This is a genomic window from Micromonospora sp. NPDC048930 (assembly GCF_043197935.1).
Lineage (GTDB): Bacteria > Actinomycetota > Actinomycetes > Mycobacteriales > Micromonosporaceae > Micromonospora.
Genome location: NZ_JBICUB010000001.1, coordinates 1 through 26,038, shown reverse-complemented (window position 1 = coordinate 26,038; position 26,038 = coordinate 1). Strand labels below are relative to the sequence as shown.

The following is a 26,038-nucleotide window of genomic DNA, read 5'->3' as shown; positions in this document are numbered from 1 at the left end:
ACCACGGTCACCGCCACTGGTCCCGTAATCCGGGGACGCCGTCGGCTCGCCGCCCGCCGGGCGGGCCGGGCCCGCCGAGGATCCCCGGCGGGCCGGCCCGCACGTCAGCGCTCGTGGCGCGGCAGTGCCTGCTGCGGCTGCCCGGCCCCGACCGGCGTGGCCTCCCGGGCGATCCGTTCCATCGTCCGGGCCAACTGCTCGGTGCCGTCGTCCAGGTGCCGCGCCGCCGCCCGCATGTGCGAGATCATCATCTCGCCGAAGATCCGCAGCGCCTCCCGGGTGGCCACCGAGTCGTCGAAGTTCGCGCCGGCGGTGCTGCGGTACTGCGCCACCGCCCGCTCGGCCTCCTGCTTCGCCTCCTCCGCCGCCGCACGCATGTAGCTCTCGTACTGCATCTGGGCGTACTCGGCGACCCGCCGGGCGTAGTCGTGCGCCTGGGCGATGATCTGCTCCGCCTCCCGCTGCGCCGCCGACAGCAGGTTGACCTCCTTGGCCGCCGGCAGCGTCGCCGCCGGGTCGGTGCTCGGGATCACCCCGTGCCGGTGCAGCTCCAGGTGGTCCTGCAGCCGCTCGGTCTCCGCCCGCAGGTTGGCGATCTGCGTGGCCAACAGGTCCAGCTCGTCGGCCACCTGCAGCTTGAACCGGTCCACGTCGGCGTGGTCGTAGCCGCGCCGGGTGAACGACGCGCTGCCGAACTCCCACCGGCGGACCCGGTCGGCGGTCAGGCGCACCTGCACCCCGCCGGAGAACATCCCACCCTCGTACCTGCTGATCGGGGTCGCGCTCACCGGACACCTCCGGATTCGTCAGGGGCGGTCGCGGTCCGCCACGTCGGCCCGTACCAGTGCTTGCCGAACCCCTCGTGGTGCAGCTGACCGGCCTGGTAGCCGGCCCGGGTCAGCGCCGCCACGGAGTGGCTCACCATCTCGTCGGAACCACACACGTACACGTGCCGGGACCGCCAGTCCCCGTCCGCGAGCGCCCGGTCCGCCACGTGGACGAACTCGCCCGGACGCAGCGGATCCGCCCCGACCACGTAGTTCACCGTCAACCACGGGTGCGACGCGGCCAGCTTGTCGATCGCGTCGGTGTCGTAGAACTCCATCCGGGACCGGGCCCCCACGTACAGGTCCACCCGGCGTCCCGCGCCCTCGGCCGCGACCTGCTCGACCAGGGCCTTCACCGGCGCCCAGCCGGTGCCGCCGGCCAGCAGCAGCAGATCCGACGACCCGGCCGGCCACAACGTCAACCGGTCGCCCACCGGCGAGGCCAGGTGGATCTGGTCACCGACCGCGCACCCGTACACCAGCCGCGACGACACCACACCACCCGGCGTCGCCCGCACGTGCAGTTCCAGCGTCCCGTCCGGGCGGGGGGCGTTCGCCGGCGAGTAGTACCGCCACGTCCGCGCCGCCGGGTGCGACACCCCGATCGACTGGCCGGGCGTGAACGGCAGCAGGTACTGCGGGCGGACCGTCAGCACCGCCACGTCGAACGTGCGCCGCTCGTGCCCGAGGATCTCGGCCACCCACCACGGCGGGGACACCGCCTCCGCCGACTGCGCCGCCTCGATCATCACCTGCGAGATCAGCCCGTACGCGGCCGTCCAGTCCGCGGCCAGTTCCTCGGTCCACTCCTCCCCGAGGAAATGCCGCAACGTGGCCACCAGCGCCTCACCGACCGCCGGGTAGTGCTCGGGGCGTACCGCGAACTTGCGGTGGTCGGCGCCGAGTTCCTGCAGGAACCCGACGAGCCGGTCCACCTGGTCCACATGGGACACGATGTGCCCCAAGGCGCTCACCAGGCGGTCCCGCTGCCCGGCCATGTTCGTGGGGAACATCTGCCGTGTCTCCGGGTACGCCAGGAACAGCGTCGAGTAGAAGTAGAGCGGCACCTGGTCGCCGTGCGCGGCGACCAGGGACCAGCTCTGCTTGAGCCGTGCCGCGTCCACGCTCAGGCGTTCCCCGTCGACACGACCTGGTCCCGCACCTGGCCCAGCACGACCTGCACGTCGGCGATGATGTCCGCCGGCACCCCCAGCTCGTTCAGCGTCGCCGTCAGGTGCTCACCCACCTTGGCGTAGTGCGCCGGCGGGATGTTCAGCGGCTGGTGCGCCTCGGCCAGCCCCCGGCCGGCGTACTCGTTCGGTCCGCCGAGCACCACGGCCAGCATGAGCGCCAGGTGGCGGCGCTGCTCGGCCATGTTCACGTCGGAGAAGTAGCCGGCCAGCTCGGGGTCGACCAGCACCCGGTCGTAGAAAAGCTCCACGGCCGCCTTCACCGCGGCGGCGCCGCCGATCCGCTCGTAGTGCGAGATCGGGGTGGTCTCTTCCGTCACCGTCATGGTCACATTCCTTCCGGAGGGGGTCACGCGGCCGGGACCGCGGAGGGGCAACGGCAGCCGCGCGCGCCGCACAGCAGTCCGCCACAACGTCCACGCGCAAGCGACCGTGTCGGACCATAGCGTGCTCGCCCGAACGGTTCACCCCTGCCCTATCCGATTCCCGACAACCGTCAACTACGGACAGTCAACATCGGCCTCGAAGTCGGCGGCACCCCGCACTCACCCCGACACGCTGCGTGGCAGCCGCGCCGTCACCGACCTTCGGAAGAGTCCTTTTCGGACACCCTCGGACACCCCGCCCGCGACGTCCGCGAACCCCGCCGCGACCTGCGGACACGCCCTCACCCCGGCCCGCCCGCCGGGCGACCCGCACCGGCGCCGGCCGGCGCGCCGTCGCGGGTCGACCAACCGACACGGGCAGTAACCAAAAAAGTGGACCGCGCCGTGCCCCTTTGGGCGCGTCGCGGTCCCCGAACGGATGACCGGCGGATCAGCCGGCCCGGCGACGCGCCCGCCGCGCCGCCAACTCGTCACCCACCGACTCCGGCGACTCCGGCGACTCGGCCGCCGGCTCCTGCCCACCCACCGGCTCCGCCGGCAGATGCGACAACGAACCCTGGATCTCCTTGAACGCGCCGCCGATCGCGATACCGAACACCCCCTGGCCGCCCTGCAACAGGTCGACCACCTCCTCCGGCGACCGGCACTCGTACACCGTCGTCCCGTCGGAAATCAACGTGATGCCCGCCAGATCCTCCACCCCGCGCGACCGCAACGCCTCGATCGCCTTGCGGATGTTCTGCAACGACACCCCGGCGTCCAACAGCCGCTTCACGACCTTCAACACCACCAGGTCGCGGAAGGAGTACAACCGGGACGTCCCCGACCCCGACGCGTCCCGCACACTCGGCACCACCAGGCCCGTCCGGGCCCAGTAGTCCAACTGCCGGTAACTGATGCCCACCGCCGAACAGGCGGTCACCCCCCGGTAACCCACCTCGCCGTCACCCACCGGCGCGGGCGGCACCCCCGGCTGCTGCTGTTCCGAACTCGGACCAGGATCTCGCGGCTCGTGCATCCGGACAACCTCCCCGCCCGTGCGGTGACACGTCGTCTCCCCGTACGTGCACCCCTCGACAACCGCAACCCTATAGCGGCCCCCAGGACTTACCACGCAGGAAGCACCACGACACGCCGCGCCGCCACCAGGAAGATCACCGAACGCGGCCCGCCGCCACCCACCGTGACGGCCACCGCCGCGCCACCCGGGCCCAGCGACCCGGCACCACTCAGCCCGCGAAGTCCTCCGGACGCACCTGCTCCAGGAACTCCCGGAACTTCTCCACCTCGTCCTCCTGCTCGTCCGGGATCACGATCCCCGCCTCACTGAGGACCTGCTCGGCACAACGAATCGGAGCCCCGACCCGCAACGCCAACGCGATGGAATCGCTCGGCCGCGCCGACACCCGCACCCCGTCACCGATCAACAGATCGGCGTAGAAGACGTTCTCCTTCAACTCGGTGATCTCCACCGCCCGCAACGGCGCCTGCAACGCCGCCAACACGTCCCGCAACAGATCATGCGTCAACGGCCGCGCCGGCTTGACCCCCTGCTGCTCGTAGGCGATCGCCGTCGCCTCGACCGCGCCGATCCAGATCGGCAGATAGCGGTCCCCCTCGACCTCCCGCAGCAGGACGATCGGCTGGTTGCTGGGCAACTCCACCCGAACTCCGACCACGCTCAGCTCGCGCACCGCCCGCCTCCGTGTCGTCGTCGTCTACGCACCGCGCCCTTCCCTGCACGGTACACGGACCGCGACACGAGAGTCCCATGCGCTACGTGCACCACGCCTCGCCAGAAGGGGTTACCCCGGCAAGCCTACGACACGCACCCGCAGGCAGATCTTTCCGCGTCCACCCACGCACAAGGGCCGGGCGCCCCCACGACACCCGGCCCCACACACCTCAACGACCCAACGTCGACCGCAGCCCCACCCGCACCAGAGCCGCGTGCAACTGCTGCGACAACGCCACCAACTCCCGCGCCGTCTCCGCCGCCCGGGCCCGCGCCGCCGGATCACTCTGCCGCGCCAACGGCGCCACCAACTGCGCGAACAGACCGACCTCCCGATCCGCCGCCGTCCGGTACCCCCGCAGATGCCGCGGCTGGAACCCGTACGCCGCCAACCCCGCCACCGCCCGCGCGATGATCAACGCATCCCCGTCGTACCACCCGGGCGGATCGGACACCAGCACACCGAGCCGCTCCAACTCCACCAACGTCGACTCGTCGATCCCGCTCCGGGAAACCAGATCAGCCCGCCCCAGCCGCACCTGCGACGACTCGGCGGACTCCTCCACCTCCCGACCCGGAACCTCACCACCGGGACCCACAGCCACCAACGTCGGCCGCTGCCGCCCCGGCGCCGCACCCGACGCGTCCCACTCCGCCAACTGGTCACGGATCACCCGCAACGGCAGGAACTGGTCCCGCTGCGCGGTCAACACGAACCGCAACCGCGCCACATCGTCCCAGCTGTACTTCCGATACCCCGCCGGCGTCCGCTGCGGCTCCACCAGGCCCTCGGCCTCCAGGAACCGCAACTTCGAGATCGTGACGTCCGGGAACTCCACCCGCAGCTGCGCCAACACCTCACCGATACTCATCAGCGGGGTGGAACGCGCCGCCCCGGAAGGCGTCGAAGCCGCAGGCTCGTTCACCCCCGGCCGGCCTCCTGCTCCGGACGCGGACCGGCGATGAACACCACCCGGAACTTGCCGATCTGCACCTCGTCACCATTGCTCAACGTGGCCGCCTCGACCCGCTCCCGATTCACGTACGTGCCGTTCAGGCTGCCCACGTCCCGCACCGTGAACGTGCCACCATCCCGGTGGAATTCGGCGTGCCGCCGAGAAACCGTCACGTCATCGAGGAAAATGTCACTGTCGGGGTGCCGGCCACTCGTCGTCACATCGTGGTCCAGCAGGAACCGGGCACCCGCATTCGGACCCCGACGAACCACCAGCAGCGCCATACCCGGCGGCAACGAACCGGACATCCGGCTCGGCACCACATCGGTGTCCGGCCCCTCCAGCACTTCGTCGAGCGAACCGAGATTGAGCGTCGAAGTGACGTCGAGCGGGGGGAACTCGTCGTCTGGCCGCGTCATGGGGACCACCTCACGGATCTGTTTCGGTCGGCGTCGGGGTAATGGCGGGTCTGGCCGCCGGGCAGACACACACCCGGCGGCTGGCTCCCCGTGCCCGGGAAGGCGCATTCCACAACGCTCAACTATTGGGTTCTCGGTCGACTGGGCGAGCCTAGCCAGCGCCGAAATGCAGGGCAACCGGACGCGCGGAGACCAACCCCGCCGCCCGGCACGACAACTCAGCTCTCAGTGAGCTCGCGGTACGCACCAGCGGTCAACAAACCCTCGACCGCCGCCGGATCATCCGGAGTGATCTCCAACAACCACCCCGCACCGTACGGATCCGTGTTGATCACCTCAGGGGTGTCGGCCAACGCATCATTGCGCGCCGCCACCGTTCCACTCACCGGCGCGTAGATCTCCGACACGCTCTTGGTCGACTCGATCTCTCCCAGCGGCTCACCCGCCGCCACCACCGCGCCCTCGTCCGGCAACTGCACGAACACGATGTCACCCAGGGCGTCCTGCGCAAAGTGCGTGATACCGACCCGGACGGCGCCGCCGCCACCACCGGCCACCCACTCGTGCTCGGCGGTGTACCGCAGATCCTCAGGAATCACCAGCTGCGTCCTCCTCATCGGTGCACCGGGGGGAAACCGGCGCGGCCGCGACCGATCAGGAGACCGGCCGGGCGTGATCCAGCTTGATCGGCGCGTGCAGCTGCGAAACCTCCACAGCCTCACGATCCTCAACGGTCAACTTACCGCCGGCATCCTCCACCGATGCGACCACCCCGCCGGGAATGCTCAACGCCGTACGCATCGTCGCCGGATCCCCGATCACCATGATCGTGAACGGACCGCTCAACCGCCGCCCGTCCACCACCAGACCACCCCCACCGGCATCCACGAAGTACGTCGACGCGATGATCCGCACCGCCGTCCCGTCCGACCCGGCGATCTGCATCGCCTCCGCACCCGCGCCCCGCAACTCCTGCACCGCGTCCAGGATCCGCACCGACGAGATGGCCTTGTCCGGACCCTCGAACCGCACCGACAGACCCGGCCCCACCGCCGGCAACGTCCCCGCCAGGATCCCCAGCTCGTCCGCCCGCCGCGTGGCCTCCTCCAACGCCGCCTGCCGACCCTGCTCACCCGACCGCAACTGACGCTGGCTCTCCTCCAACGCCTCGATGTCCTGCCGCAGCCGCCGCTCCCGCGAATCCAGATCCGACGAGATCCGGACCAGGTCCTCCTCGCGCGTCGCCGCCAGCGTCGGATCCGTCGACGTCGTCTTCAACTGCACCACCAGGGTGAACCCCAGCAACGCCAACAGCACCGCGATCATCGCGCCCGCCGACGTCAACCGCCGCGCCACCGACACCGGCTGCCCCGCCGCCGCACCCGGGCCGGCACCCGCCGACTCCTCCACCGGCGGCACGTCCACCTCCCGCTCGGCCGGCTCCACCGGCTCGACCGGCTCGACCGGCTCCGCCGGCGCCAACGGGCTCAACTCGTCCGGATCGGGCGCGTCCGGGCGCGGATCCGGCTCACCCGCCGGACCCGTCGGCCGCCCCGGCTCCGCCGGCTCCGGCCAACCCGTCCCCGTCTCCCTGTGCTCCTCGCTCATCGCCTCGAACCCTACGCCCGGAACAGGTGCCGGCGGATCGCCGCCACGTTTCCGAAGATGCGCACCCCGAGCACGACCACCACCCCGGTGGACAACTGACCACCCACCCCGAGCTGGTCACCCAGGTACACGATCAGACCCGCCACCAGCACGTTCGAGATGAACGACACCACGAACTGCTTGTCGTCGAAGATCCGGTCCAGCTTCGCCCGCACGCCGCCGAACACCGCGTCGAGCGCCGCCACCACGGCGATCGGCAGGTACGGCTGCAACGCCGCGGGCACAGTGGGGTCCAGATACACCCCGAGCACCACACCGGCGAGCAACGCCAGCACCGCGATCATCGGCCACCTCCGGAGGGGCTGGGAGACGTCCGCGAGCCGGACGGCTCCGGACTACTGGTCGAACCGGCGACACCCGAACCCGACATCGACGGGCTCGGACTCACCGAGGGCTCGGCGTAGCGTAGCCGCGGCTGCGGCGCGGCCGGCAGGGTGAGGCCGTCGACCTCCTTCACCCCGAACGACAACCCGGTGGACTTCGCCACCTCGCGCATCAGGCCCGCCGCCCGGCTGTCCTCGAACCGGTCCCGCATCGACCCCGGACCGATCGCCGCCACCTCGTACGGGCTCGTCACCGGCCGGTAGTCCACCAGGATCGCCTCACCCGCCGACCGGATCGTCGACGTCGCCGTCAACCGCTGCCCGTTGATCGCGACCGCCTCCGCGCCCGCCGCCCACAGCGCGTTCGCCACCTTCTGCAGGTCGGAGTACAACACCCGGGACGGCCCGGCGTCCGCTCCCGTCACCGCGTCCTTGTCCCGCGCCGCGTCGGCCAACCGCACCACCACACCGTCACCGCGCACCCGCCCCAGCCCGGTCCCCGCCTCCAGGTTCCGCAACCGGTACGCCTGCGAGCCGCTCAGCGCCGCGTCCCGCTGCCGGCTCACCTCCTCGCGCAACTGGTCCGCACGGGCGGTCAACCGGTCCGTCTCGGCCTCACGCTGCTTGATCTCGGCGATCAACCCCGCCCGGGCCTTCGCCCGCCCCGGCTCCTCCGCCATCGTCTCCCGATACGCCACCGCGAACAGGAACCCGATCGCCACGATCACCACCAGGCTCACCGGACGACCCAGCAACCGACGCACCCGCGACTGCGGCACCGTCCGCCGCCGGGCCGCCGCGTCGGCGTACCCCGGATCCAGCGGGTTGCGGAACAGGTCGGTGAGGAAGTCCGGCGCGTACACCCGCGCCGACGGGTCCCGCCCCTCCCGGCCCGGCGCGCTCATGCCACCACCTCGCTCCGCTCGGCGCCGGCATGAGGCACATCCGCGCTGAGCCAGATGATTCGCTCGCAGGGCTCGCTCATGCCACCACCCCGGCGCGCCGCGCCCGCATCTCCCGCACCAGGCGGCTGGCCTGCACCACGTACATCGCCCCGGCCACCCAGTAGAGGACCAGGCCCCACCAGGCCAGCCCCCAGCCGATCGCCCCGGCCGCGGTCGCGACACCCGGCGCGGCGGCCGCCAGCAGCAGGATCGGGAACGCCGCCAACAGCAGGAAGGTGGCCGTCTTGCCGACGTAGTGCACCGGCGGCGGGCCGTACCCGTAGCGGCGCAGCACCCCCAGCGAGGCGAGCAGCAGCAGTTCACGGGCCAGCAGCGCCGCGGTGAACTGCCACGGCACCACCTCCCGCGCGGTGAACGCCAGCAGCGTGGCCAGAATGTAGAGCCGGTCGGCCAGCGGGTCGAGCAGCTCCCCGAGCCGGCTGACCTGCTGCAGCCGGCGGGCCACCCAGCCGTCCACCCAGTCGCTGGTGCCACCGATCGCCAGCACCACGATCGCCGCGACGTCGGCGCGCACCACCAGGAACAGGTAGAGGAAGAGCGGCACGCCGACGAGCCGGACGAAGCTGATCAGGTTGGGCAGGGTGAGGACACGGTCCCCCACGACCGCCGTCGTACCGCCCGGAGCGGGGTGCTCCGACGGAGCCGGCCGACGCGACACCGAACCTCCCTTCGCAGCACGCTCCGGCGGCCGACCGTGATCGGCCGCTCCTCCAGGCTCGTGCGCGTTGCCGGCCGGTCAGCGCCGGCGCCCTCTGCGATCCCGGGCTGGGACCTCCCCGATGCGGCCCACGATCTCCTCGATCATGGGCCGGCCAGTTGCGCTGCCACTATATCGGGCTCCGCCGTGCCGCCCGGGACGGTGCTTCCCGCGTCGTCGGCCGTTGCCGGTTGTGTGGCACCGCACCATCTGTAGGGCATCCTAGGACACTAGCGGGGTGGGCGGGACGCAGGTGGGAAGCGCGACCAATCGGCCTGCCGTCAGGCCGTACGAGCGGTGGAGTCGGAGCTGGCCGGAGTGCCCACGGCCGCCGCCTGGCTGAACGCCATCAGGGCCAGCAGGAGCTCGTGCTGCACCCGGTTGGGCATCCGGTCCAGCACGGCCTGGACCGCCTGGTGCCGCCGCTCCTTCAGCTCCCGCAGCAGGCTCTCCGCGGCGGCGGTGGGGATCAGCCGCACCTCGCGTCGGTCGCGGGGATCGGCGACCCGGCGCAGCAGGCCGACCGCCTCCAGCCGGTCGCAGAGCCGGCTCGCCGAGGACGGCACCACGTCCAGCAGCTCGGCCAGCCGGTTCACGTTGCTGTGCGGGTGGGCGATGATCAGGGAAAGCACGCGCAGCTGCGTCGGGGACACCACGTTGTGCCGTGCGGTGGCCGAGTCGAGCACACCGACGAGCGCCTCGGCGGCCGTGTCGATGGCCGCGGCAAGATTCGGAGGTCGCTCCACCCGCTGTCCCCTGCGATCGTCCCGTCGTGTTTCCTCGCTGGTGCGGTTACCGCCCGCCGGCGTCGTCGACCCGGCTGGAACCGCGCCAGTCCAGGCAGACGACGACCGCGTCGTCGCGGAGATCCGCGTCGGCATGGTACGCGTGCAGTTCGCGCATCACCGTACCAACCGCTTCGGTCGCCGGCTGCAACCGAGTGGACCGCATCGCGCGCGCCATGGCTCTTTCTCCATAGGGCTCCTGGCCATCGGGCTCCGCCGCGTACACCCCGTCGGTGACGACGAACAGCCGGTCCCCCGGTGCCACGGTGAACTCCTGCACGACGTACCGGGTCTCGGGGAACATGCCCAATGGCAACTGTTGCTCCAGCGCGACCGGGCTGACCGTGCCGCCGCGCAGCCGCAGCACGTGCGGCGAGCCGGCGTCCACCGCCCGCACCACGCCGCGCCGGGTGCCCAGCTCCAGCAGCAACGTCGCCACGTGCCGGCTCCCCCGGTGCTGGTAGAAGATGGTGTCCGAGGCCAGCTCGGCCTGTTCCACCAGGCTGCCGCCCGACCGCCGGGCGTTGCGCATGGCGTTCACGGTGACGGCGGTGAGCAGCGAGGCGGCCAGGCCGCTGCCCGTGCCGTTGAGCACGGTCAGGGTCAGCCGGTCCCCGTCGACCGACCAGTCGAAGTGGTCACCACCCACCGTGTACGCCGGTTCGAGCTGCCCGGCCAGCACGAAGTCGCCGTGCGTGACACTGCGCCCGGGCAGCAGGTCCCACTGCATCTCGGCGGCCATGCTGAGCCGTTCCCGCCGGCGGGCGCGCCGGTAGCGGTCGGTCTCCCGGTCGGCCGCCCGCAGCGCCATCGCCAGGTCGTCCGCGACGTCCCGGACCGCCTCGACGGTCGCCGCGGCGGGCGCGTCCGGCAGCTCGACCATCAGCACCCCGAGCCGCTCCCCCCAGACCGACAGCGGCAGGTACGCCCGGCACCGGCCGTCCTCGCCGGTGTCCAGCATCGGCTGCTGGCCGCTGAAGCAGCGCTGCGCCACGCCCTGGCGGGTGAGGGAGCCGCCCTCGGGCAGGTCCGGGTCGAGCACCGGCCACAGTCCACTGAACCGGTAGTCGGCGATGAACACCTCGGTCCGTGAGGCGCCGAGCGCCGAACGGAGCTCCCGGTTGGCGGTCTCCGCCAACTGGTCGGGCGGCGCCTCGCGTAGTGCGCGCGCCACCTGTCCGGGCCCGTGCGGCATGCTCATCCTCCGAGGACGACTATTGCTGTAGGGCAAGCATCATACGGAGGTCGGCCGGCGCGCCGGCGCGCCGGCTCCGACCGCCCGGCCTACCAGCTCTCTGACCAGCGCAGACACTGTGGACGGTCGCGTCGCCATCGGCGGGCCGACCGCCCGGACGGGCCATGGGGCCGGCGATGCGGGCGCCGGCCGCCGCGACGCAGGGCGCGGCCGCCGCACGATCCGCAGGGGTTGACGGGGGCGGGCCACAGCGCCCGGCCAGCCCTCCGCCCTGCGGTGGCCCGCCAGGCAACCCGGGCCGATCCCGGCAGAAACGGGGCCGATCCCGGCGACGGGGCCGGTCAGGTGCCGGGCTTCGTCGCCACCGCGCCGTAGAAGGCGTCCGGCACCGCCTCCGGCGTGCCCTCGGCGCGCCACTCCGCGACCGGCACGATGCCGTCCGCCGTCGGTTGCCAGCGACCGAGCAGCGGCGCGAACGCCGCGGGCGGCCGCATCCGGAACGCCGGCCCCATCATGGCCAGGGCCTCCGGGTACGCGGTCAGCTCCTCGCTGTCGAAGTCCACCGCCAGGAAGCTGCCCGGCGCGGTCGCCTCGTACAGCTCGTCGAGGGTGCGGGCCAAGGTGGCGTCGTCGAGGAAGGCGGCCAGCCCGAGGAAGACCACCCCGACCGGCCTCCTCCCCCACCCCGGCACGAAGCGGTGCAGCTGGGCCGGGTCGATCGTGCCGATGTCGGTGGCGTCGCCGAAGCCGTACCCGGCCCGGTCGCTGTCGGCGAGCAGGCGCTGGCCGAGCCGGATGGTGACCGGGTCGACGTCGGTGTAGAGCACGGTGGCGTCCGGGGCCACCTCGTGCACGTTGCCCCGGGTCGGCACCCCGGCGCCGAAGACCAGGAAGCCGTCCACTCCCTCGTCGGCGATCGACCGGACCGCCCGGCCGAGGAAGGCGCGCAGCGAGCGGAAGATCGCCGCGCACGGCCCGTACGCGCCCTCGAAGGCGCGGGCCGCGGCGACGTCGACCGGCAAGTGGTGCTCGCCGCCGAGCCAGAAGTCGATCATACGGGCGGTGCTCGGCTGATCGGGCTCGGCCATCGACGAAGCTCCCTTCCTCGGGCGGTGCTCGCCAGCGTACCGACGGGTCGGCTCCGGCGGTATCGCCCCGGTGACGCCGCGACGGCCGGGATACTGGCCGCGAGCGGGCGGGCCAGGGAGGTACGGGGTGAACTCGGCGAACGGCGCGGCGGTGGTGGTCGGCGTGGACGGCTCGGAGTCCGCGCTGCGGGCCGTACGCCTGGCCGCGGATGAGGCCGCCCGCCGGCACCGGCCGCTGCGGGTGGTCCACGGGTTCATCTGGCCGCTGCTGCGCGTACCCGTGAATCCGCTGGCCGAGGGGCCGCCCGGCGGCGGTCTGCGGCACCAGGCGGAGGAGATCGTCCGCGCGGCGGTCGCCGAGGCGGAAGGCGCGGTGCCCGGGATGCGGGTGTCCGGAGAGATCATCGACGGCGAGGCGGCGGCGGCGCTGCTCGGCGAGGCCTCCACCGCCACCATGATCGTGCTCGGTGACCGTGGCCTCGGCGGGTTCGCCACCCTGGTGGTGGGCTCGGTGGCGATCCAGGTCGCCGCGTACGCCGACTGCCCGGTGCTGGTGGCGCGCGGCGCGGACCGCACGGCGGGCCCGGTGGTGGTCGGGGTGGACGGCTCGGCGCGGTCCCGGGCGGCGGTGGAGTTCGCCGCCGAGGAGGCGTCCGTGCGGGGCACCCGCCTGCACGCGGTGCACGCCTACACCCATCCGTTCTCCGGCGGGCCCGGCGACATGCAGCCGCTGGTCTACGAGGAGGGCCAGCTGCGCGGCGAGGAGGACCGGGTGCTGGCCGAGTCGCTCACCGGGCTGGGTGAGCGCTGGCCGGAGGTGCCGGTGACCCGGGAGGTGGTGCACGGTCGGCCGGTGGGGGTGCTCACCGAGGCCTCCCGCACGGCGCAGCTGGTGGTCGTCGGCGCGCAGGGCAGGGGCGAGCTGAGCGGGCTGCTCCTGGGGTCGGTGAGCCAGGGGGTGTTGCACCACGCCGACTGCCCGGTGGCCGTGGTCCGCTCGCCCGGCTGAACGGTTGGCCCCGCGCCCGGCGGGTAGACGGTCGGGTAGCCAAACCGGAGGAGGCAGGGATGCCAGGACCACGGCCGGGCAGCAACGCGTACGACAAGCAACGGGCCAGACTGCGCGATCTGGTCGAACAGTCCGGGCGCGCCGCCGACGACGAGGCGAACGAGGCCGCGAACCGGATCCTGCAGGACGACCGCGGCCAGCGCGGGATCGTCCGGGGCGAGCGGACGTTCGGCCCCAAGGGCGAGCGCGAACCGGGCGACCCGAAGTGAGGGCCGCACCGGCCGTCGACGGCGCCATCGCGGGCGCCGTCGGCAGCGCCGCGTTGAACATCGTCAGCTACCTGGATGTCGCGGTCCGGGCCCGCCCGGTGAGCAGCACGCCGGAACAGACCGCGGGACGCCTCGCGGACGCCGCACACGTCAACCTCGGACCCGAGCAGCAGGCGGCCAACCGCCGCTCCGGCGTCGGGGCGGTGCTCGGGTACGGCATCGGCATCGCCGCCGGAGCGGCCTTCGGCGTGCTGGCCGCCCGTCGGCGGGTCCCGCTGCCGGTGGCCGTCGGTCTGCTCGGCGGCGGCGTGATGGCGTCCTCCGACGGGTCGCTCGCGGTGCTGCGGATCAGCAACCCGCGCACCTGGCGCCGGGCCGAATGGATCGCCGACATCGTGCCGCATCTGGCTTACGGAATGGCGGCCGCAGCCACCTGGCGGAGGCTGCGACCGCCGTCGCGGCGGGGCGGTTAGCCCCGCCGGCCGCTCTCGTCGTCGGCCACCGGCTCACCTGCCGGGCCGTACGGCGACACCTGCCCCTTCGGGACGGGTCGACCCACGTCCGCGTTGGACGTGCCCTTGTTGCGCGGAGACCCGCTCACGTGCATACCCATTCGGCTGTCCTGGCTCGTCGCGCCCTTGTCGTTGCGGCGGAGTTCCTCCTGCTGCGGCTTGACCACAGGTCTCTCCTTCCCGGTGGGAGCACGCGACATCGGTCGCGCACCTGATCCGGGTACCCGCCGCCGCCGAGCGCATTCCGGCCGCCGTCCCGGGTCTGGCGGGGCCCGGCGGGGGTATTCGGAACGGATGCCGAACGATCGGAACGTGGCCCGGGCGCTGCTCGACCGGCAGGGCCGCACGTACGCGGAGGAGGCCGGCATCGGGCTGGCCGACCGGCCCGGTCCGCTCTACCAGTTGCTGGTGCTCACCACGCTGCTGAGCACCCGGATCCGCGCCTGCGTGGCGATCGCTGCGGCCCGGGAACTCTTCGCCGCCGGCTACCGCACGCCGCAGGCGATGGAGGCGGCCGGCTGGCAGGACCGGGTCGACGCGCTCGGCCGCGGCCACTACCGGCGCTACGACGAGCGGACCGCCACCATGCTCGGCACCGGGGCGCGGCTCTGCCTGGACCGGTGGCACGGGGACCTGCGCCGGATGCACAAGGAAGCGGACGGGGACCGCACCGTGCTGCGCCGGCTGCTGACCGAGTTCCCCGGGATCGGCCCGACCGGGGCGGACATCTTCCTGCGCGAGGTGCAGACGGTCTGGCCGGACGTGCGCCCGTACGCCGACCGGCGGACCCTGGCCGGGGCGCGGCGGCTGGGCCTGCCGGCGAACCCGACCGGGCTGGCCGGCCTGGTGGGCGACGGCGAGTTCGGGCGGCTGGCGTCGGCGCTGGTGCGGGTGGCGCTCGGCGAGGAGCCCGCGGGCGAGGTCAGCCGGGCGGCGGCCGCCGCGCGCTGAGCCCTACTTGGCCGGGCCCGGCTTGGTCAGGTGCCACGCCAGCGCCGAGGCGAGCAGTGCCAGCAGCACGATCCCGCCGGAGATGCCGCTACCCTCCTCGCCGCTCTGGCGGTGCCCGGTGACCCCGAAGTAGATGACGGCGACCCCCGCGAGCACCGTGATGAACGTCCGTATTCCTCGGTCCCTCACGCCTCGCACGGTACGGCCGATCCACACTGGTTCGCGGCGTTTCGCGCCCCTTTCCCCCGTCCGGGGTCGGCGTCACTCCTCCGGGCAGCCGGCCGCCGGGCCGCGCAGGCGGACCCGGCGGATCGCCCGATCCGCCACCTCCACCACCTCCACGGTGAGCCCGGGCAGCCGCACCCGCTCCCCCGGCGCGGTGGGCACCCGGCCCAGGCCGGCCATCACCAGCCCGGCCACGGTGGTGTACTCGCGCGACAGCGGGAAGGTGAGCCGGACCCCGACGTCGGGCAGGTCGTAGAGCGGGAAGTCGCCGGGCAGCAGCAACGCCCCGTCCGGCTCGCGGACCGCGCTGCGCACCTCCGGGTCGGTCTCGTCGTACAGCTCGCCGACGACCTCCTCGAGCAGGTCCTCCATGGTGATCAGGCCGGCGATGCCGCCGTACTCGTCGACCACCAGGGCCAACTGCTCGTGCCGCTGGCGCAGCTGCCGCATGGCGTCGGCGACCGGCAGGGTGGCGGGCAGCAGCAGCGGCGGCCGGGCACGCCGCCCGGTCTCGGCGCCGTCGGCGTCGACCAGGTCGCGGATGTGCACCACCCCGCGTACGTCGTCCAGGCCACCGGGGCCGACGACCGGCGCGCGGGAGCGGTTGGCGGTGGCCAGCCGGCGCATCGACTCCGCTGCCGGCAGGGACGCGGGCAGGAACATCACGTCGCGGCGGGCGACCAGGATCTCCCGGAGGGTACGGCCGGCGATGTCGAACGCCCCGGCCAGGATCTCCCGCTGCTGCGCCGACAGCCCGCGCTGGCTGACCAGCAGCTCCCGCAGCTCCTCCTCGGTCATCTCCTGCCGGCCGGCCCGGGGATCCCCGCCGGCCAGCCGGACCAGCAGGTCGGTGGCCCGGCTGAGCAGCCACACCGCCGGCCGGGACAGTCGGGCCAGCAGGTCCAGCGGCGGGGCGCTGAGCAGCGCCCAGCGTTCCGCCGACTGCATGGCCAGCCGCTTCGGGGCCAGCTCGCCGACGACCAGCGTGACGAAGGTCAGCGCCACGGTCACCAGCACCACGGCGACCGGGTGGGCGGCCCGGCCGAGGAAGCGCAGCGGGCCGACCAGCGGTTGCGCCAGGGACACCGCGGCGGCCGCCGAGGCGAGGAATCCGGCCAGCGTGATGCCGAGCTGGATGGTGGCCAGGTAGCGGTTCGGTTCCCGGGCCAGCCGGACCAGCCGGGCCCCGGACCGCCCGACCCGGCCCAGCCGGCGCAGCTGGCCCTCGCGCAACGTCACCAGGGCCATCTCGCTGCCGGAGAGCGCCGCGTTGACCAGCACCAGGACGAGCACCAGGGCGAGTTGGCCGCCCATCAGTCGCTCTCCAGGTCGTCGAGGGAGATCGCGTGGGTCATCAGCCACCGGGCCAGCGCGGACATCCCGAACAGCCACAACGGCGCGGACTCGGTGGTCCCGTTCGTGGCGAAGATGGCGAACCGCAGGTCGGGGGCCCGGTACGCCTCGATCCGCCACCGGTGGTTCTTGTCCCGCCAGACCGCCGAAGGGTCCATGGCGTCACCGTAGGTGACCGGGTGCTTCCGCCGACGCCACTTCGGCTCAGCGGGGCGGGGCCACCACCTCGCGGGCGTCGTCGGGCAGCCGGCGGGTGGCCCCCCGGCGGTCCAGCAACTCCAGCAGCGGCACCGCCACCCGGCGGGTGGTGTCCAGGGCCTGCCGGGCGGCGCTGAGCGTGAACGGCTGCGGCAGCCGGGCGAGCACCCGCACCGCGTCGTCGAGCGCGCCGGGCAGCAGCACCACGTTCTCGGCGAGCCTCAGCAGCGCGCCGGCCCGGACGGCCGCGCCGATCTCCCGGGGGCCGAGGCCGAGGTCGGCGAGGCGATGCGCCTCGGGAGCCTGGAACGGGCGGTCGTCGTACTCGGCGCGGACCCGGGCGACCGCGCGGGCCACCGGTTCCGGCAACGCGTCGGTCGCCGCGGCGGTGACCCGGCCGGACCACAGCCGCAGCGGCGGCCGCAGCAACGCCTCGACCAGGGCCCGGTCGGGCAGGGCGAGGCGCTGGCGCAGCACGTCGACCGGCACGCCGGGTTCGAGGGGATGCTCGCGGGCGTACCGGGCGACCTCCTCGGTGAGCCGGGCGCCCAGGGCCCGCCAGTGCGCCGGGTCGGCCAGCCAGTCCCCGGCGACCGGCGCGGCGCGGCCGGTCACCCCCATCCGGGTCAGGTCACCGGCCCGGACCAGCCGTCGGCGGCGCAGCTCCCCGGCCAGGTCGGGCCGGCCGTCCAGCCCGGCGAGGACGGCGGCCCGGGCGGCGGCCGCGCCGCGGCGGCGCAGCGGCGGCGGGTCCACGTCCAGCACGGTCACCCCGCCGGCCACGTGGTGCCGGCCGGGGTCGCGCAGCAGGGCCCGGTCGCCGATGAGCAGCGGCAGCGGGCGGGCCAGCCGCAGCCGGACGGTGTCCGGGCCGAGCGGCCGGACCCGTACCGGCACCGCAGCGGACCCGACGTGCAGGGTGAGGGTGGCCGGCAGGTCGGCGGCCGGGTCCCCGGCGAGCCGGACGTCGAGCAGGTCGGTGCGGTGGAACCGCCCCGGGGTGAGCAGCGCGTCGCCCCGGGCGATCCGGTCCCGGGCCACCCCGCGCAGGTTCACCGCGACCCGGGCCACCGCGTCGACCTCGGCGCGGGCGGTGTTCAGCGCGTGCAGGCCGCGGATCCGGACCGGTTCCCCGGTGGTGGCCAGTTCGAGGTGGTCGCCGACGCGCAGCCGGCCGCCGCCGAGGGTGCCGGTGACCACGGTGCCGCTGCCCCGGATGGTGAAGGAGCGGTCCACCCAGAGCCGCACCGGCGCGTCCGGCGCCGGATCGGGCAGCCGGGCGACGAGCCGGTCCAGGGCCGCGCGCAGTTCGGGCAGGCCGGCGCCGGTGGCCCCGCTGACCGGCACCGCCTCCACCTCGCCGAGGGAGGTCGCGGCGATCTCCTTGCGGGCCCGGGCCAGGGCCGGCCCCGGATCGGCCAGGTCCGCGCGGGTCACCGCCAGCAGGCCGTACGACACCCCGAGCGCGTCCAGGGCGGCCAGGTGCTCGGCGGACTGCGGCATCCAGCCCTCGTCGGCGCCGACCACGATCAGCGCGGCCGGGACCGGGCCGACCCCGGCGAGCATGTTCGGCACGAACCGCTCGTGCCCGGGCACGTCCACGAAGGCGACGGTCCCGCCGGAGGGCAGGGTGGTCCAGGCGAAGCCGAGGTCGATGGTCATGCCCCGGCGGCGTTCCTCCGCCCACCGGTCGGGCTCCATCCCGGTCAGCGCCCGGACCAGGGTGGACTTGCCGTGGTCGACGTGCCCGGCGGTGGCCACCACCCACATGTCAGCCGCCCACCCGCAGCACCGCCGCGCGGAGGGTCTCGTCCGCGTTGGCCGGTACGCAGCGCAGGTCGAGCAGGAGCCGGCCGTGCAGCACCCGCCCCAGGATCGGCGGTTCGCCGGTGCGCAGCGGCGCGGCGTACCGCTCGGGCAGGCTGAGCGCCCACGAGTCCAGTTCCACGCCGGGGGCGCCTCCGCCGCCCACCACGGCGGCGCTGGGCACCACCTCGGCCTTGCAGCCGTCCTCGCCGAGCCGGTCGCGCAGCCGTTCGGTGCGCTCGCGCAGGGCGGCCGGGTCGGCGTGCAGCGCGTCGCGGGTGGGGGTGGTCGGGCCGTGCAGGGTGGCGGCGAGCGCGGCCAGGGTGAGCTTGTCGACCCGCAGCGCCCGGGCCAGCGGGTGCCGGCGCAGCCGCTCGACCAGGTCGGCCGCGCCGAGCAGCAGCCCGGCCTGCGGGCCGCCGAGCAGCTTGTCGCCGCTGGCGGTGACCAGGTGGGCGCCGGCGCGCAGGGTGGTGGCCGCGTCCGGCTCGTCGGGCAGCAGCGGGTCGGGGGCGAGCAGCCCGGAGCCGATGTCGACGACCACCGGTACGCCCAGCGTGGCGAGCTCCCGGACCGGCACGGCCGAGGTGAACCCGGTGACCACGAAGTTCGACGGGTGCACCTTGAGCACGAACCCGGTGCGCGGGCCGACCGCGGCGGCATAGTCGCCGAGGGTGGTGCGGTTGGTGGTGCCCACCTCGCGCAGCCGCGCGCCGGTGCTCTCCAGCAGGTCCGGCAGGCGGAAGCCGTCGCCGATCTCGACCAGCTCGCCGCGGCTGACCACGATCTCCCGGTCGGCGGCCAGCGCGGTGGCGGCGAGCACCAGGGCGGCGGCCCCGTTGTTGACCACGTGCACGGCCGGCGCGTCGGGCACGGCGGCGGCGAGCGCGTCGAGGGCGTCCCGGCCCCGCCGGGCCCGCCGGCCGGTCCGCAGGTCGAGCTCCACATCGGTGTGTCCGGCGGCGGCCACCAGCGCGCCGACGGCGGCGGCGGAGAGCGGGGCGCGGCCGAGGTTGGTGTGCAGGACGACGCCGGTGGCGTTGAGCACCGCCCGCGGGGCCGGCGCGGGCAGGTCGGCCAGCGCGGCGTCGCGTACCTCCTCGGGGGTGATCTCACCGGAGCGGGCGCGCTGCTGGGCGCGGACGACGGCGGCCTTGACCCGGTCGCGGCCGAGCGTGCCGACGGCGGCCGCCAGGGCGGGGTCGGCGAGCAGCGCGTCGGTGCGCGGCACCCGCCGCCGCGGGTCGGCGTCACGCATAGGTCACCCCCTGCCAGGCCGCGGCGGCGGAACCCCGGGATCTGCTTGGCGGAGACGGACGGGAATCGAACCCGCCTGGCCCGGGTCCCGGACCACACCGGTTTTGAAGACCGGGAGGGGCACCAGCCGCCTGAACGCCTCCACCAGCACTTAACCACATACGATCTCCGGCCGCCCGCGGAGGGCACGGCTGGCACCGGATCAGGGCCCGGGCGTCTGGAAGTGGGGTCGGGGCTTGCCGGGCGCGGTGGGCAGGCGGGTGATCGGCGGGAGCACCAGCGCGACGAAGGCGACGATGGCGATCACCGTGAACGGCAGCGTGTAGCTCTTGCCGCTGGCGTCGTAGAGCAGCGCGGTGAGCAGCGGACCCACCACACCGCCGATGCTCCAGGCCACGATCATCGCCCCGTAGATGGCGCCCGCGTTCGGGGTGCCGAAGTAGTCCGCGGCGGTCGCCGGCATCGTGCCGAAGCCCCCGCCGTACGCGAGGTACACCAGCGCGGCGAGGACCGCGAAGAGCCAGAAGGCGGAGGCGTGCGGCAGGATCAGGAAGCAGACGCCCTGCAGGGCCAGCATGCCGAGGAACGCGGTCATCCGGCCGATCCGGTCGGACAGCCACGCCCAGAACACCCGGCCGCCGCCGTTGAACAGGCCGAGGACGCCGACCATCCCGGCGGCGGTCGCGGCGCTGACCCCGGCGACCGCCTGGGCCGCGTCGGCGGCCTGGGAGATCAGCGCGATGCCGCAGGTCACGTTGAGCGTGAGGATCAGGGTGAGCAGGTACCACTGCCGGGTGCGCAGCGCCTCACCGAAGGTGTAGACCCGGGTGCCCGCGACGGCCCGACCGCCGACCGCCGGGGTGAAGCCCGGCACCTGGTAACCGGCGGGCGGGTCGCGGAAGAAGGACGCCCCGAGCAGCACCGCGACCAGGTAGGCGAGGCCCAGGGGCAGGAAGACGCTGGTCTTGTGGTCGGTCCCGGCGAGCAGCGCCTTGGCCACCGGCGCGGTGATCACGGCGCCGAAGCCGAAGCCGGCCACGGCGATGCCGGTGATCAGCCCCCGCTTGTCCGGGAACCACTTGCTGAGCATCGCGATCGGGGTGATGTACGCGGCGCCGAGCCCGATGCCGCCCAGCACCCCGTAGGTGAGCAGCAGCAACCACAACTGGTCGCTCGAGGACACCAGCGCCGCCAGCATCGTCCCGACGGCGTACAGGATCCCACCGCCGAGCGCGACCGGACGCGGTCCCCGGCGGTCCTGGATGCGCCCGCCCACCAGGCTGCCGATGAAGATGGTGCCGATCGCCACCTCGAACGGCAGCACCACCTCGGCCTTGCTCCACCCGAACTCGGCCTGCAGCGGCTTGTTGAACACGCTCCAGGCGTAGACCGCGCCCAGCGCGAGCTGGACGAGCACGGCCGCGACCACGAGACCCCACCGGCCCCGCGTCGGTTGTCGACTCCCCCGTGCAGTTGTGGCCATGAGCTAACCCCCGTATCGCTCATGGGCCCGGCGCCTGCTTCCTGGCTACCCCCCGTTCGGGCCGGCGCCCGGCCCGTTGTCGTCCGGTGCCGGGCGCTGGTGCCCGCGCACCCGTTCCCGCTGTGGCACCACGGTGTACTTCGGATCGCGGGCGGAGGCGACCCCGCCGTGGAAGATGCCGAACCGGGTGCAGACGGAAGCCGCGAGCAGCGCCCCGCCCGACAGGGCGGAGAGGACGCGGCTGCGCCGACCCACCAGCGCGCCGACCACGCCGGCGGCGGTCAGCGACCGCCCGGCCCGCAGCAGTCGGCCGGCGGTGCCGGTGGCGTAGGGCTCGCTGAGCAGGCCGAGCCGGTTCTCCACCCGGTGCGAACCCCACAGCTCGAGGCCGGCCCCGGCCACCGCGAGGCGCCGCGCCGGGCCGGCCTGCGCCGGTGGCGCGGCGATCAACCCCACGCCGGCGCCGCTGGCCAGCGCGCTGCCCGCGAAGACCATCGGCAGTTCCGGGTACGCCTCGTGCCACGACGGCACGGCGGTGTCGGCGAGCAGCACGGCGGTGTACGTGGCCAGGGCCGGCGCGGTGGCGGCGGCGGCCAGCCCGGCGGCCTGCCCGACCGGGGGCAGCACCCGGCGGGCCAGCCCGAACAGGCCCCGCTCGGGCAGCCGGGGCGCGGCCTCGGCCACCGCGGCGATGCCCGCGGCCGGCCCGAACGCGGTGAGGATCCAGGTGCCCATCGACATCGGCGAGGTCGGCTTCGCCACGCGCAGCATGTGGTGGAACCGGCTCGGCCTGCCCAGGTCGTGGATCAGGAAGTACGCGCTGGCGCTGACCGCTGCCAGGGCGGTGACCCGGCCGGCCCGGCGCAGCGCCGGCCGGTCGGTGAGCTGCCCACCGGCGGCCAGCAGCGACGAGCCCGCGGCGAGGCCACCGGTGAAGAGGTAGGCGGCGATGTCCCACTTCCACACCGGCGGTTTGAGGATCGGCCGGCCGTAGTAGGAGGTGAACTCGGCGGGCGGCACGGCGAGCTGCTCCCCGCGGCCGCCCCGGCCTCGACCGACGGTCCACCCGTCCGCCGGCGCGGCGTCGCGGGACGGCACCGGCGCCAGCCCGGCACGGGCGGCACCGCCGTCGGTACGCGCCACGCCCTCCCCGGCGCCGGTCGCCCGGCTGCCGTTCGTGCCCGCCTTCGGGGTGTGGCCGCCGGGCTGGCCGGGGCGGGCGGGACCCGCCACGGCGAGCCGCTCGCGGAAGCGGCGGAACAGGCCGCCCACGGGAGCACGGTCCGGACTCACGATGAACCTCCGACGAACGCGGCGACGGCGGCCGCCGCCATGGCCAGGGCGGCCAGCCCGGCACGCTTCCACATCCTCGGCAGGTCCCGGGTGGTGACCACCGGGTCCGGCGGCAGCCCGTACACCTCCGGCTCGTCCAGCAGCAGGAAGAACGCGCCGTCGCCGCCCACCCCGTCGGTCGGGTCGTGGCCGTACAGCCGGGCCTCCGGCACCCCCCGCTCGTGCAGGACGGCCACCCGCTTCGCCGCCCGGTCACGCAGCTCGTCCAGCGGCCCGTACTGGATCGACTCGGTCGGGCAGGCCTGCGCGCAGGCCGGCGTCATGCCGGCGCCCAGCCGGTCGTAGCAGAGCGTGCACTTCCAGGCCCGGCCGTCGTCCTTGCGCTGGTCGATCACGCCGTACGGGCAGGCGGAGATGCAGTAGCCGCAGCCGTTGCAGATGTCCTCCTGCACCACGACCGTGCCGAACTCGGTCCGGAACAGCGAACCCGTGGGGCAGACGTCCAGGCAGGCGGCGTGGGTGCAGTGCTTGCAGACGTCGGACATCATCAGCCAGCGGAAGTCGGTCCGTGACTCCGCGCCGGTGGCCCGGCCGGGCGGTTGCGCGCCGGGCATGCCGAGGAACTCGGGCCCGCCCTCGGCCATCCGGGCGGCCGCCGGCGGCGACCCGGTCGGCACCCCGGGGTCGGTGCCGCTGTCCTGGTCGGTGCGGGCGGCCTTCGCCGCGGTCTCCGCGCTCACCGGCGGGCCGGTCGGCGTGCCGGCGAAGGGCGGCGTCCGGTGCCCGGCCGGCAACGGCTGCTCGACGAAGGCCACGTGGCGCCACGAGTTGGCGGTCAACGCGCCGGTGTTGTCGTACGACATGCCGAGCAGGTCGAACCCGGAGGCGGGAACGTTGTTCCACTCCTTACAGGCCACCTCGCACGCCTTGCAGCCGATGCAGACGCTGGTGTCGGTGAAGAAGCCCATCCGGGGCTGGCCGTCGGTCCACCCGGCGTCGGGCGCCGGGTCGAGCGGCCCGTAGAGGCTGTTGCCCTCCAGCAGCGTCATGCCTGTCTCCCGCCTGGGCCGGCGTCCGTGGTGATGATCGGCGTGCGGTGTTGCGGGGTGAGGCCGGCGCGTCGCTGGTAGTCGGTGACGAGGTCGAGCAGGGCGGGGCCGGTGGGTCGGCGGCCGGGGCGGATGTCGCAGGTGCCGACTTTGCTTTCCTGGATGAGGACGTTGGGGTCGAGGGTGATGCCGAACAGGTCGTTGACCGAGTCGCCGGTGACCAGGCCTTCGCGGCCGAAGTGGTAGGGCAGCCACACCTGGTGGATGATGCGGCCGTCCACGCGTAGCGGGGTGAGTCGGTCGGTGACCAGGACCTTGGCTTCGATCGCGGCGCGGCCGGTGATCAGGTGGGCCCAGTCCAGGTCGTCGAGCCCGATCTGCGCCGCCAGTTCGGGTGAGACTTCGACGAACATCTCCGGTTGCAGTTCCGCGAGCGGCCGTACGGTGCGGCTCATGCCGCCGGCGGTGTGGTGCTCGGTGAGCCGGCTGACGGTGAAGACGTACGGGAAGACGTCGCTGTGCGCCTCGGGTGGGCTCGGGTTGATCGGGTTCACCGGGTTGTCGTAGACCTTGCGGGTCGGGTTCGCCTGCTGCCCGTACAGCGGGTTGCGGATCGGCGACTCGGCCGGCTCGTAGTGCGTCGGCATCGGCCCGTCCTGCAGGCCGCTGGGCACGTACAGCCAGCCCTTTCCGTCGCCTTGCATGATGAACGGGTCGTCGCCGGCGAGCCCCGCGACGCCGGTGGTGCCCTCCGGCGGCCGGTACGTCGGCGGCTTCTTCTTCTCGAAGTCGGGCACGTCGTACCCGGTCCACTCGGCCTTGTCGGGGTCCCACCAGACGTACTTCTTGCGTTCGCTCCAGGGCCGCCCCTCCGGGTCCGCCGAGGCACGGTTGTAGAGGATGCGGCGGTTCGCCGGCCAGGCCCAGCCCCACTCGGCGGCCACCCAGTCCTGGTCGTGCCGCGACCTGCGCCGGGCTGCCTGGTTGACGCCGTCGGCGTACACCCCGGTGTAGATCCAGCAGCCGACGGCGGTGGAGCCGTCGTCCTTGGCCTCGGTGAACGCCGACAGCGGGCGGCCGGTGGCCACCTCGTACCCGTTGATCTCCTTCAGCACCGCCTCGGCGCTCGGCTCCGCATGGTCGCCGTGGGTGGGGTAGGTCCACGCCAGGTCGCGCACCGCACGGTCGCGCGGTTTTTCGGAGCCGGCCAGCTTCTGCCGGATGATCCGGCCGAGGTGGTAGAAGAACCAGAGTTCGGAGCGGCAGTCGCCCGGTGGGTCGAGTGCCTTTTCCCGCCATTGCAGCAGCCGTTGGGTCTGGGTGAAGGTGCCTTCCTTCTCCACATGCGAGGCGGCCGGGATGAAGAACACCTCGGTGCGGCATTCCTGCGGCACGATCTCGCCGGTCTCCACCTCGGGGCTGTTCTTCCAGAACGTCGCGCTCTCGATCATGAACAGGTCCCGAACGACCAGCCAGTCCAGATTGGCCATGCCCAGCCGTTGCGCCCTGCCGTTGGCGGAGCCGACCGCGGGGTTCTGGCCGAGCAGGAAGTAGCCCTTGACCTTGCCGTCGATCATGTTCAGCACGGTCTGGTAGGTGCCGTGGTCGCCGGTCATCCGGGGCAGGTAGCCGTAGCAGAAGTCGTTCTCCGGGGTGGCCGCGTCCCCCCAGTACGCCTTGAGCAGACTGGCCCCGAACGCTCGCGCGTTGGACCAGAAGCCCTTCTGGCCCGGGTGCCGGATGGCGTCCACCCAGTCGGTGAAGGTCGCGTGGTTGCGGTGGTGCGGCATGGGCAGGTAGCCGGGCAGCAGGTTGAACAGCGTCGGGATGTCGGTGGAGCCCTGGATGCTGGCGTGCCCGCGCAGCGCCAGGACGCCACCACCGGGGCGGCCCATGTTGCCCAGCAGCAGTTGGATGATGGCCCCGGTGCGGATGTACTGCACCCCCACGGTGTGCTGGGTCCAGCCCACGGAGTAGATCAGCACACCGGTGCGCTCTCGCCCGGAGTTCTCCGTCCAGGCCCGGGCCAGCTCCAGGAACTTCTCCCGCGGGATCCCGCAGACCCGCTCCACCATCTCCGGCGTGTAGCGGGCGAAGTGCCGCTTCAGGAGTTGGTAGACGCACCGCGGATGCTGCAACGTCTCGTCCCGCTGTACCCGGCCGCCGACCGGGATGCCGTGCGACTCGTGGCGCAGGCCGGCAGCGGTGTCCCGCTCCTGGTGGGCGGCGCGGTAACCGGTGGTCTCCTCCTGGCCCTCGTACTGCCAGCTGCGCTGGTTGTAGGCGTGCGTGTCTGGGTCATAACCGGAGAAGAGGCCGTCGAGGTCCTCGGTGTCGGCGAACTCCTCGCTGACGATGGTCGCGGCGTTGGTGTAGGCCAGCACGTACTCCCGGAAGTC

29 protein-coding genes and 1 tRNA gene are annotated in these 26,038 nt (G+C 73.6%); 4 read left to right on the top strand and 26 right to left on the bottom strand.

The genetic code is table 11. The features are described 5' to 3' along the window. Window positions 1-104: 104 nt before the first annotated feature. The 15 genes from ACGFI9_RS00150 to ACGFI9_RS00080 all read right to left on the bottom strand — a co-directional run bounded on the left by ACGFI9_RS00150 (window position 105) and on the right by ACGFI9_RS00080 (window position 12,234). Complete coding sequence (locus ACGFI9_RS00150; RefSeq protein WP_393173166.1) at window positions 105-788, bottom strand: DivIVA domain-containing protein; 684 nt, start codon at window positions 786-788, stop codon at window positions 105-107. After that, on the bottom strand, window positions 785-1,951 hold the full coding sequence (locus ACGFI9_RS00145) for a globin domain-containing protein (RefSeq protein ID WP_393173164.1): 1,167 nt from the start codon (window positions 1,949-1,951) through the stop codon (window positions 785-787). The genes ACGFI9_RS00150 and ACGFI9_RS00145 overlap by 4 nt, the downstream gene beginning before the upstream one ends. 2 nt (window positions 1,952-1,953) lie before the next feature. Next, complete coding sequence (locus ACGFI9_RS00140; protein WP_393173163.1) at window positions 1,954-2,343, bottom strand: group 1 truncated hemoglobin; 390 nt, start codon at window positions 2,341-2,343, stop codon at window positions 1,954-1,956. A 490-nt stretch (window positions 2,344-2,833) separates the two neighbouring features. Further along, window positions 2,834-3,421: a MerR family transcriptional regulator gene (locus ACGFI9_RS00135; protein ID WP_393173161.1), complete on the bottom strand. Its 588-nt coding sequence runs from the start codon at window positions 3,419-3,421 to the stop codon at window positions 2,834-2,836. A 211-nt stretch (window positions 3,422-3,632) separates the two neighbouring features. Continuing rightward, entirely contained in the window at window positions 3,633-4,097 is a 465-nt protein-coding gene (locus ACGFI9_RS00130; protein WP_073833177.1) for a bifunctional nuclease family protein, read from the bottom strand. A gap of 211 nt (window positions 4,098-4,308) precedes the next feature. Then, complete coding sequence (locus tag ACGFI9_RS00125) at window positions 4,309-5,010, bottom strand: MerR family transcriptional regulator (RefSeq protein WP_393173160.1); 702 nt, start codon at window positions 5,008-5,010, stop codon at window positions 4,309-4,311. Window positions 5,011-5,060: 50 nt separating this feature from the next. Next, the gene (locus ACGFI9_RS00120) at window positions 5,061-5,513 is read right to left on the bottom strand and encodes an FHA domain-containing protein (protein WP_393173159.1); all 453 of its coding nucleotides are present in this window, start codon (window positions 5,511-5,513) and stop codon (window positions 5,061-5,063) included. A 218-nt stretch (window positions 5,514-5,731) separates the two neighbouring features. Continuing rightward, window positions 5,732-6,112, bottom strand: coding sequence for a glycine cleavage system protein GcvH (gcvH, locus tag ACGFI9_RS00115; RefSeq protein ID WP_393173157.1), 381 nt, complete (start codon window positions 6,110-6,112; stop codon window positions 5,732-5,734). A gap of 55 nt (window positions 6,113-6,167) precedes the next feature. Then, window positions 6,168-7,121 (bottom strand): DUF881 domain-containing protein, encoded by a 954-nt coding sequence (locus ACGFI9_RS00110; RefSeq protein WP_393173155.1) that lies wholly within the window; start codon window positions 7,119-7,121, stop codon window positions 6,168-6,170. Between the two features lie 11 nt (window positions 7,122-7,132). Beyond that, on the bottom strand, window positions 7,133-7,465 hold the full coding sequence (locus tag ACGFI9_RS00105; protein WP_007071104.1) for a small basic family protein: 333 nt from the start codon (window positions 7,463-7,465) through the stop codon (window positions 7,133-7,135). After that, window positions 7,462-8,409 carry a DUF881 domain-containing protein gene (locus ACGFI9_RS00100; RefSeq protein ID WP_393173153.1) on the bottom strand — a complete coding sequence of 316 codons (948 nt, stop codon included), beginning with the start codon at window positions 8,407-8,409 and terminating at the stop codon, window positions 7,462-7,464. Before ACGFI9_RS00100 ends, ACGFI9_RS00105 begins: the two co-directional genes overlap by 4 nt. A 76-nt stretch (window positions 8,410-8,485) precedes the next feature. Further along, window positions 8,486-9,127, bottom strand: coding sequence for a CDP-alcohol phosphatidyltransferase family protein (locus tag ACGFI9_RS00095; RefSeq protein ID WP_393173151.1), 642 nt, complete (start codon window positions 9,125-9,127; stop codon window positions 8,486-8,488). 320 nt (window positions 9,128-9,447) lie between these two features. Continuing rightward, complete coding sequence (locus ACGFI9_RS00090) at window positions 9,448-9,912, bottom strand: MarR family transcriptional regulator (RefSeq protein WP_393173149.1); 465 nt, start codon at window positions 9,910-9,912, stop codon at window positions 9,448-9,450. Window positions 9,913-9,958: 46 nt separating this feature from the next. Further along, a complete protein-coding gene (locus ACGFI9_RS00085; protein ID WP_393173147.1) occupies window positions 9,959-11,152 on the bottom strand; it encodes a PP2C family protein-serine/threonine phosphatase in 1,194 nt (397 codons plus the stop codon). Window positions 11,153-11,487: 335 nt separating this feature from the next. Further along, window positions 11,488-12,234, bottom strand: coding sequence for an SAM-dependent methyltransferase (locus ACGFI9_RS00080; RefSeq protein WP_393173145.1), 747 nt, complete (start codon window positions 12,232-12,234; stop codon window positions 11,488-11,490). 127 nt (window positions 12,235-12,361) lie between these two features. Between ACGFI9_RS00080 and ACGFI9_RS00075 the strand changes: the two genes are divergently transcribed. Genes ACGFI9_RS00075 through ACGFI9_RS00065 form a run of 3 tightly spaced genes read left to right on the top strand, consistent with a single transcriptional unit; the run spans window position 12,362 to window position 13,985 of the window. Beyond that, window positions 12,362-13,243 carry a universal stress protein gene (locus ACGFI9_RS00075; protein WP_393173143.1) on the top strand — a complete coding sequence of 294 codons (882 nt, stop codon included), beginning with the start codon at window positions 12,362-12,364 and terminating at the stop codon, window positions 13,241-13,243. A gap of 59 nt (window positions 13,244-13,302) precedes the next feature. Beyond that, window positions 13,303-13,512 (top strand): phosphatidylethanolamine-binding protein, encoded by a 210-nt coding sequence (locus tag ACGFI9_RS00070; protein ID WP_393173141.1) that lies wholly within the window; start codon window positions 13,303-13,305, stop codon window positions 13,510-13,512. After that, a complete protein-coding gene (locus ACGFI9_RS00065) occupies window positions 13,509-13,985 on the top strand; it encodes a hypothetical protein (protein ID WP_393173139.1) in 477 nt (158 codons plus the stop codon). Before ACGFI9_RS00070 ends, ACGFI9_RS00065 begins: the two co-directional genes overlap by 4 nt. On the opposite strand, the gene ACGFI9_RS00060 is transcribed toward ACGFI9_RS00065, so the two are convergent. After that, window positions 13,982-14,191, bottom strand: a complete 210-nt coding sequence (locus ACGFI9_RS00060) for a hypothetical protein (RefSeq protein WP_393173137.1) — start codon at window positions 14,189-14,191, stop codon at window positions 13,982-13,984. The two genes, ACGFI9_RS00065 and ACGFI9_RS00060, sit on opposite strands and share 4 nt — an antisense overlap. Window positions 14,192-14,318: 127 nt before the next feature. On the opposite strand from ACGFI9_RS00060, the gene ACGFI9_RS00055 reads away from it, so the two are divergent. After that, window positions 14,319-14,975 carry a hypothetical protein gene (locus ACGFI9_RS00055; protein ID WP_393173135.1) on the top strand — a complete coding sequence of 219 codons (657 nt, stop codon included), beginning with the start codon at window positions 14,319-14,321 and terminating at the stop codon, window positions 14,973-14,975. 3 nt (window positions 14,976-14,978) lie between these two features. On the opposite strand, the gene ACGFI9_RS00050 is transcribed toward ACGFI9_RS00055, so the two are convergent. From ACGFI9_RS00050 to ACGFI9_RS00005, 10 genes are all read right to left on the bottom strand, one after another. Beyond that, complete coding sequence (locus ACGFI9_RS00050; protein WP_393173133.1) at window positions 14,979-15,164, bottom strand: hypothetical protein; 186 nt, start codon at window positions 15,162-15,164, stop codon at window positions 14,979-14,981. Window positions 15,165-15,236: 72 nt separating this feature from the next. Then, window positions 15,237-16,514: a hemolysin family protein gene (locus ACGFI9_RS00045; protein ID WP_393173131.1), complete on the bottom strand. Its 1,278-nt coding sequence runs from the start codon at window positions 16,512-16,514 to the stop codon at window positions 15,237-15,239. Next, complete coding sequence (locus ACGFI9_RS00040) at window positions 16,514-16,711, bottom strand: hypothetical protein (RefSeq protein ID WP_393173129.1); 198 nt, start codon at window positions 16,709-16,711, stop codon at window positions 16,514-16,516. Before ACGFI9_RS00040 ends, ACGFI9_RS00045 begins: the two co-directional genes overlap by 1 nt. Before the next feature lie 46 nt (window positions 16,712-16,757). Continuing rightward, window positions 16,758-18,521, bottom strand: coding sequence for a selenocysteine-specific translation elongation factor (gene selB / locus ACGFI9_RS00035; protein WP_393173127.1), 1,764 nt, complete (start codon window positions 18,519-18,521; stop codon window positions 16,758-16,760). A gap of 1 nt (window position 18,522) precedes the next feature. Beyond that, complete coding sequence (gene selA / locus ACGFI9_RS00030) at window positions 18,523-19,815, bottom strand: L-seryl-tRNA(Sec) selenium transferase (protein ID WP_393173125.1); 1,293 nt, start codon at window positions 19,813-19,815, stop codon at window positions 18,523-18,525. Window positions 19,816-19,861: 46 nt separating this feature from the next. Then, window positions 19,862-19,957: transfer RNA gene (locus ACGFI9_RS00025), tRNA-Sec, on the bottom strand. 59 nt (window positions 19,958-20,016) lie between these two features. Then, window positions 20,017-21,243, bottom strand: a complete 1,227-nt coding sequence (locus ACGFI9_RS00020; RefSeq protein ID WP_393173123.1) for an OFA family MFS transporter — start codon at window positions 21,241-21,243, stop codon at window positions 20,017-20,019. Window positions 21,244-21,342: 99 nt separating this feature from the next. Continuing rightward, window positions 21,343-22,590, bottom strand: a complete 1,248-nt coding sequence (nrfD, locus tag ACGFI9_RS00015; protein ID WP_393173121.1) for an NrfD/PsrC family molybdoenzyme membrane anchor subunit — start codon at window positions 22,588-22,590, stop codon at window positions 21,343-21,345. Beyond that, window positions 22,587-23,633 carry a 4Fe-4S dicluster domain-containing protein gene (locus ACGFI9_RS00010; protein WP_393175176.1) on the bottom strand — a complete coding sequence of 349 codons (1,047 nt, stop codon included), beginning with the start codon at window positions 23,631-23,633 and terminating at the stop codon, window positions 22,587-22,589. The genes nrfD and ACGFI9_RS00010 overlap by 4 nt, the downstream gene beginning before the upstream one ends. Before the next feature lie 2 nt (window positions 23,634-23,635). Continuing rightward, on the bottom strand, window positions 23,636-26,038 hold a 2,403-nt coding region (locus ACGFI9_RS00005; RefSeq protein ID WP_393173119.1), incomplete at its 5' end, for a molybdopterin dinucleotide binding domain-containing protein.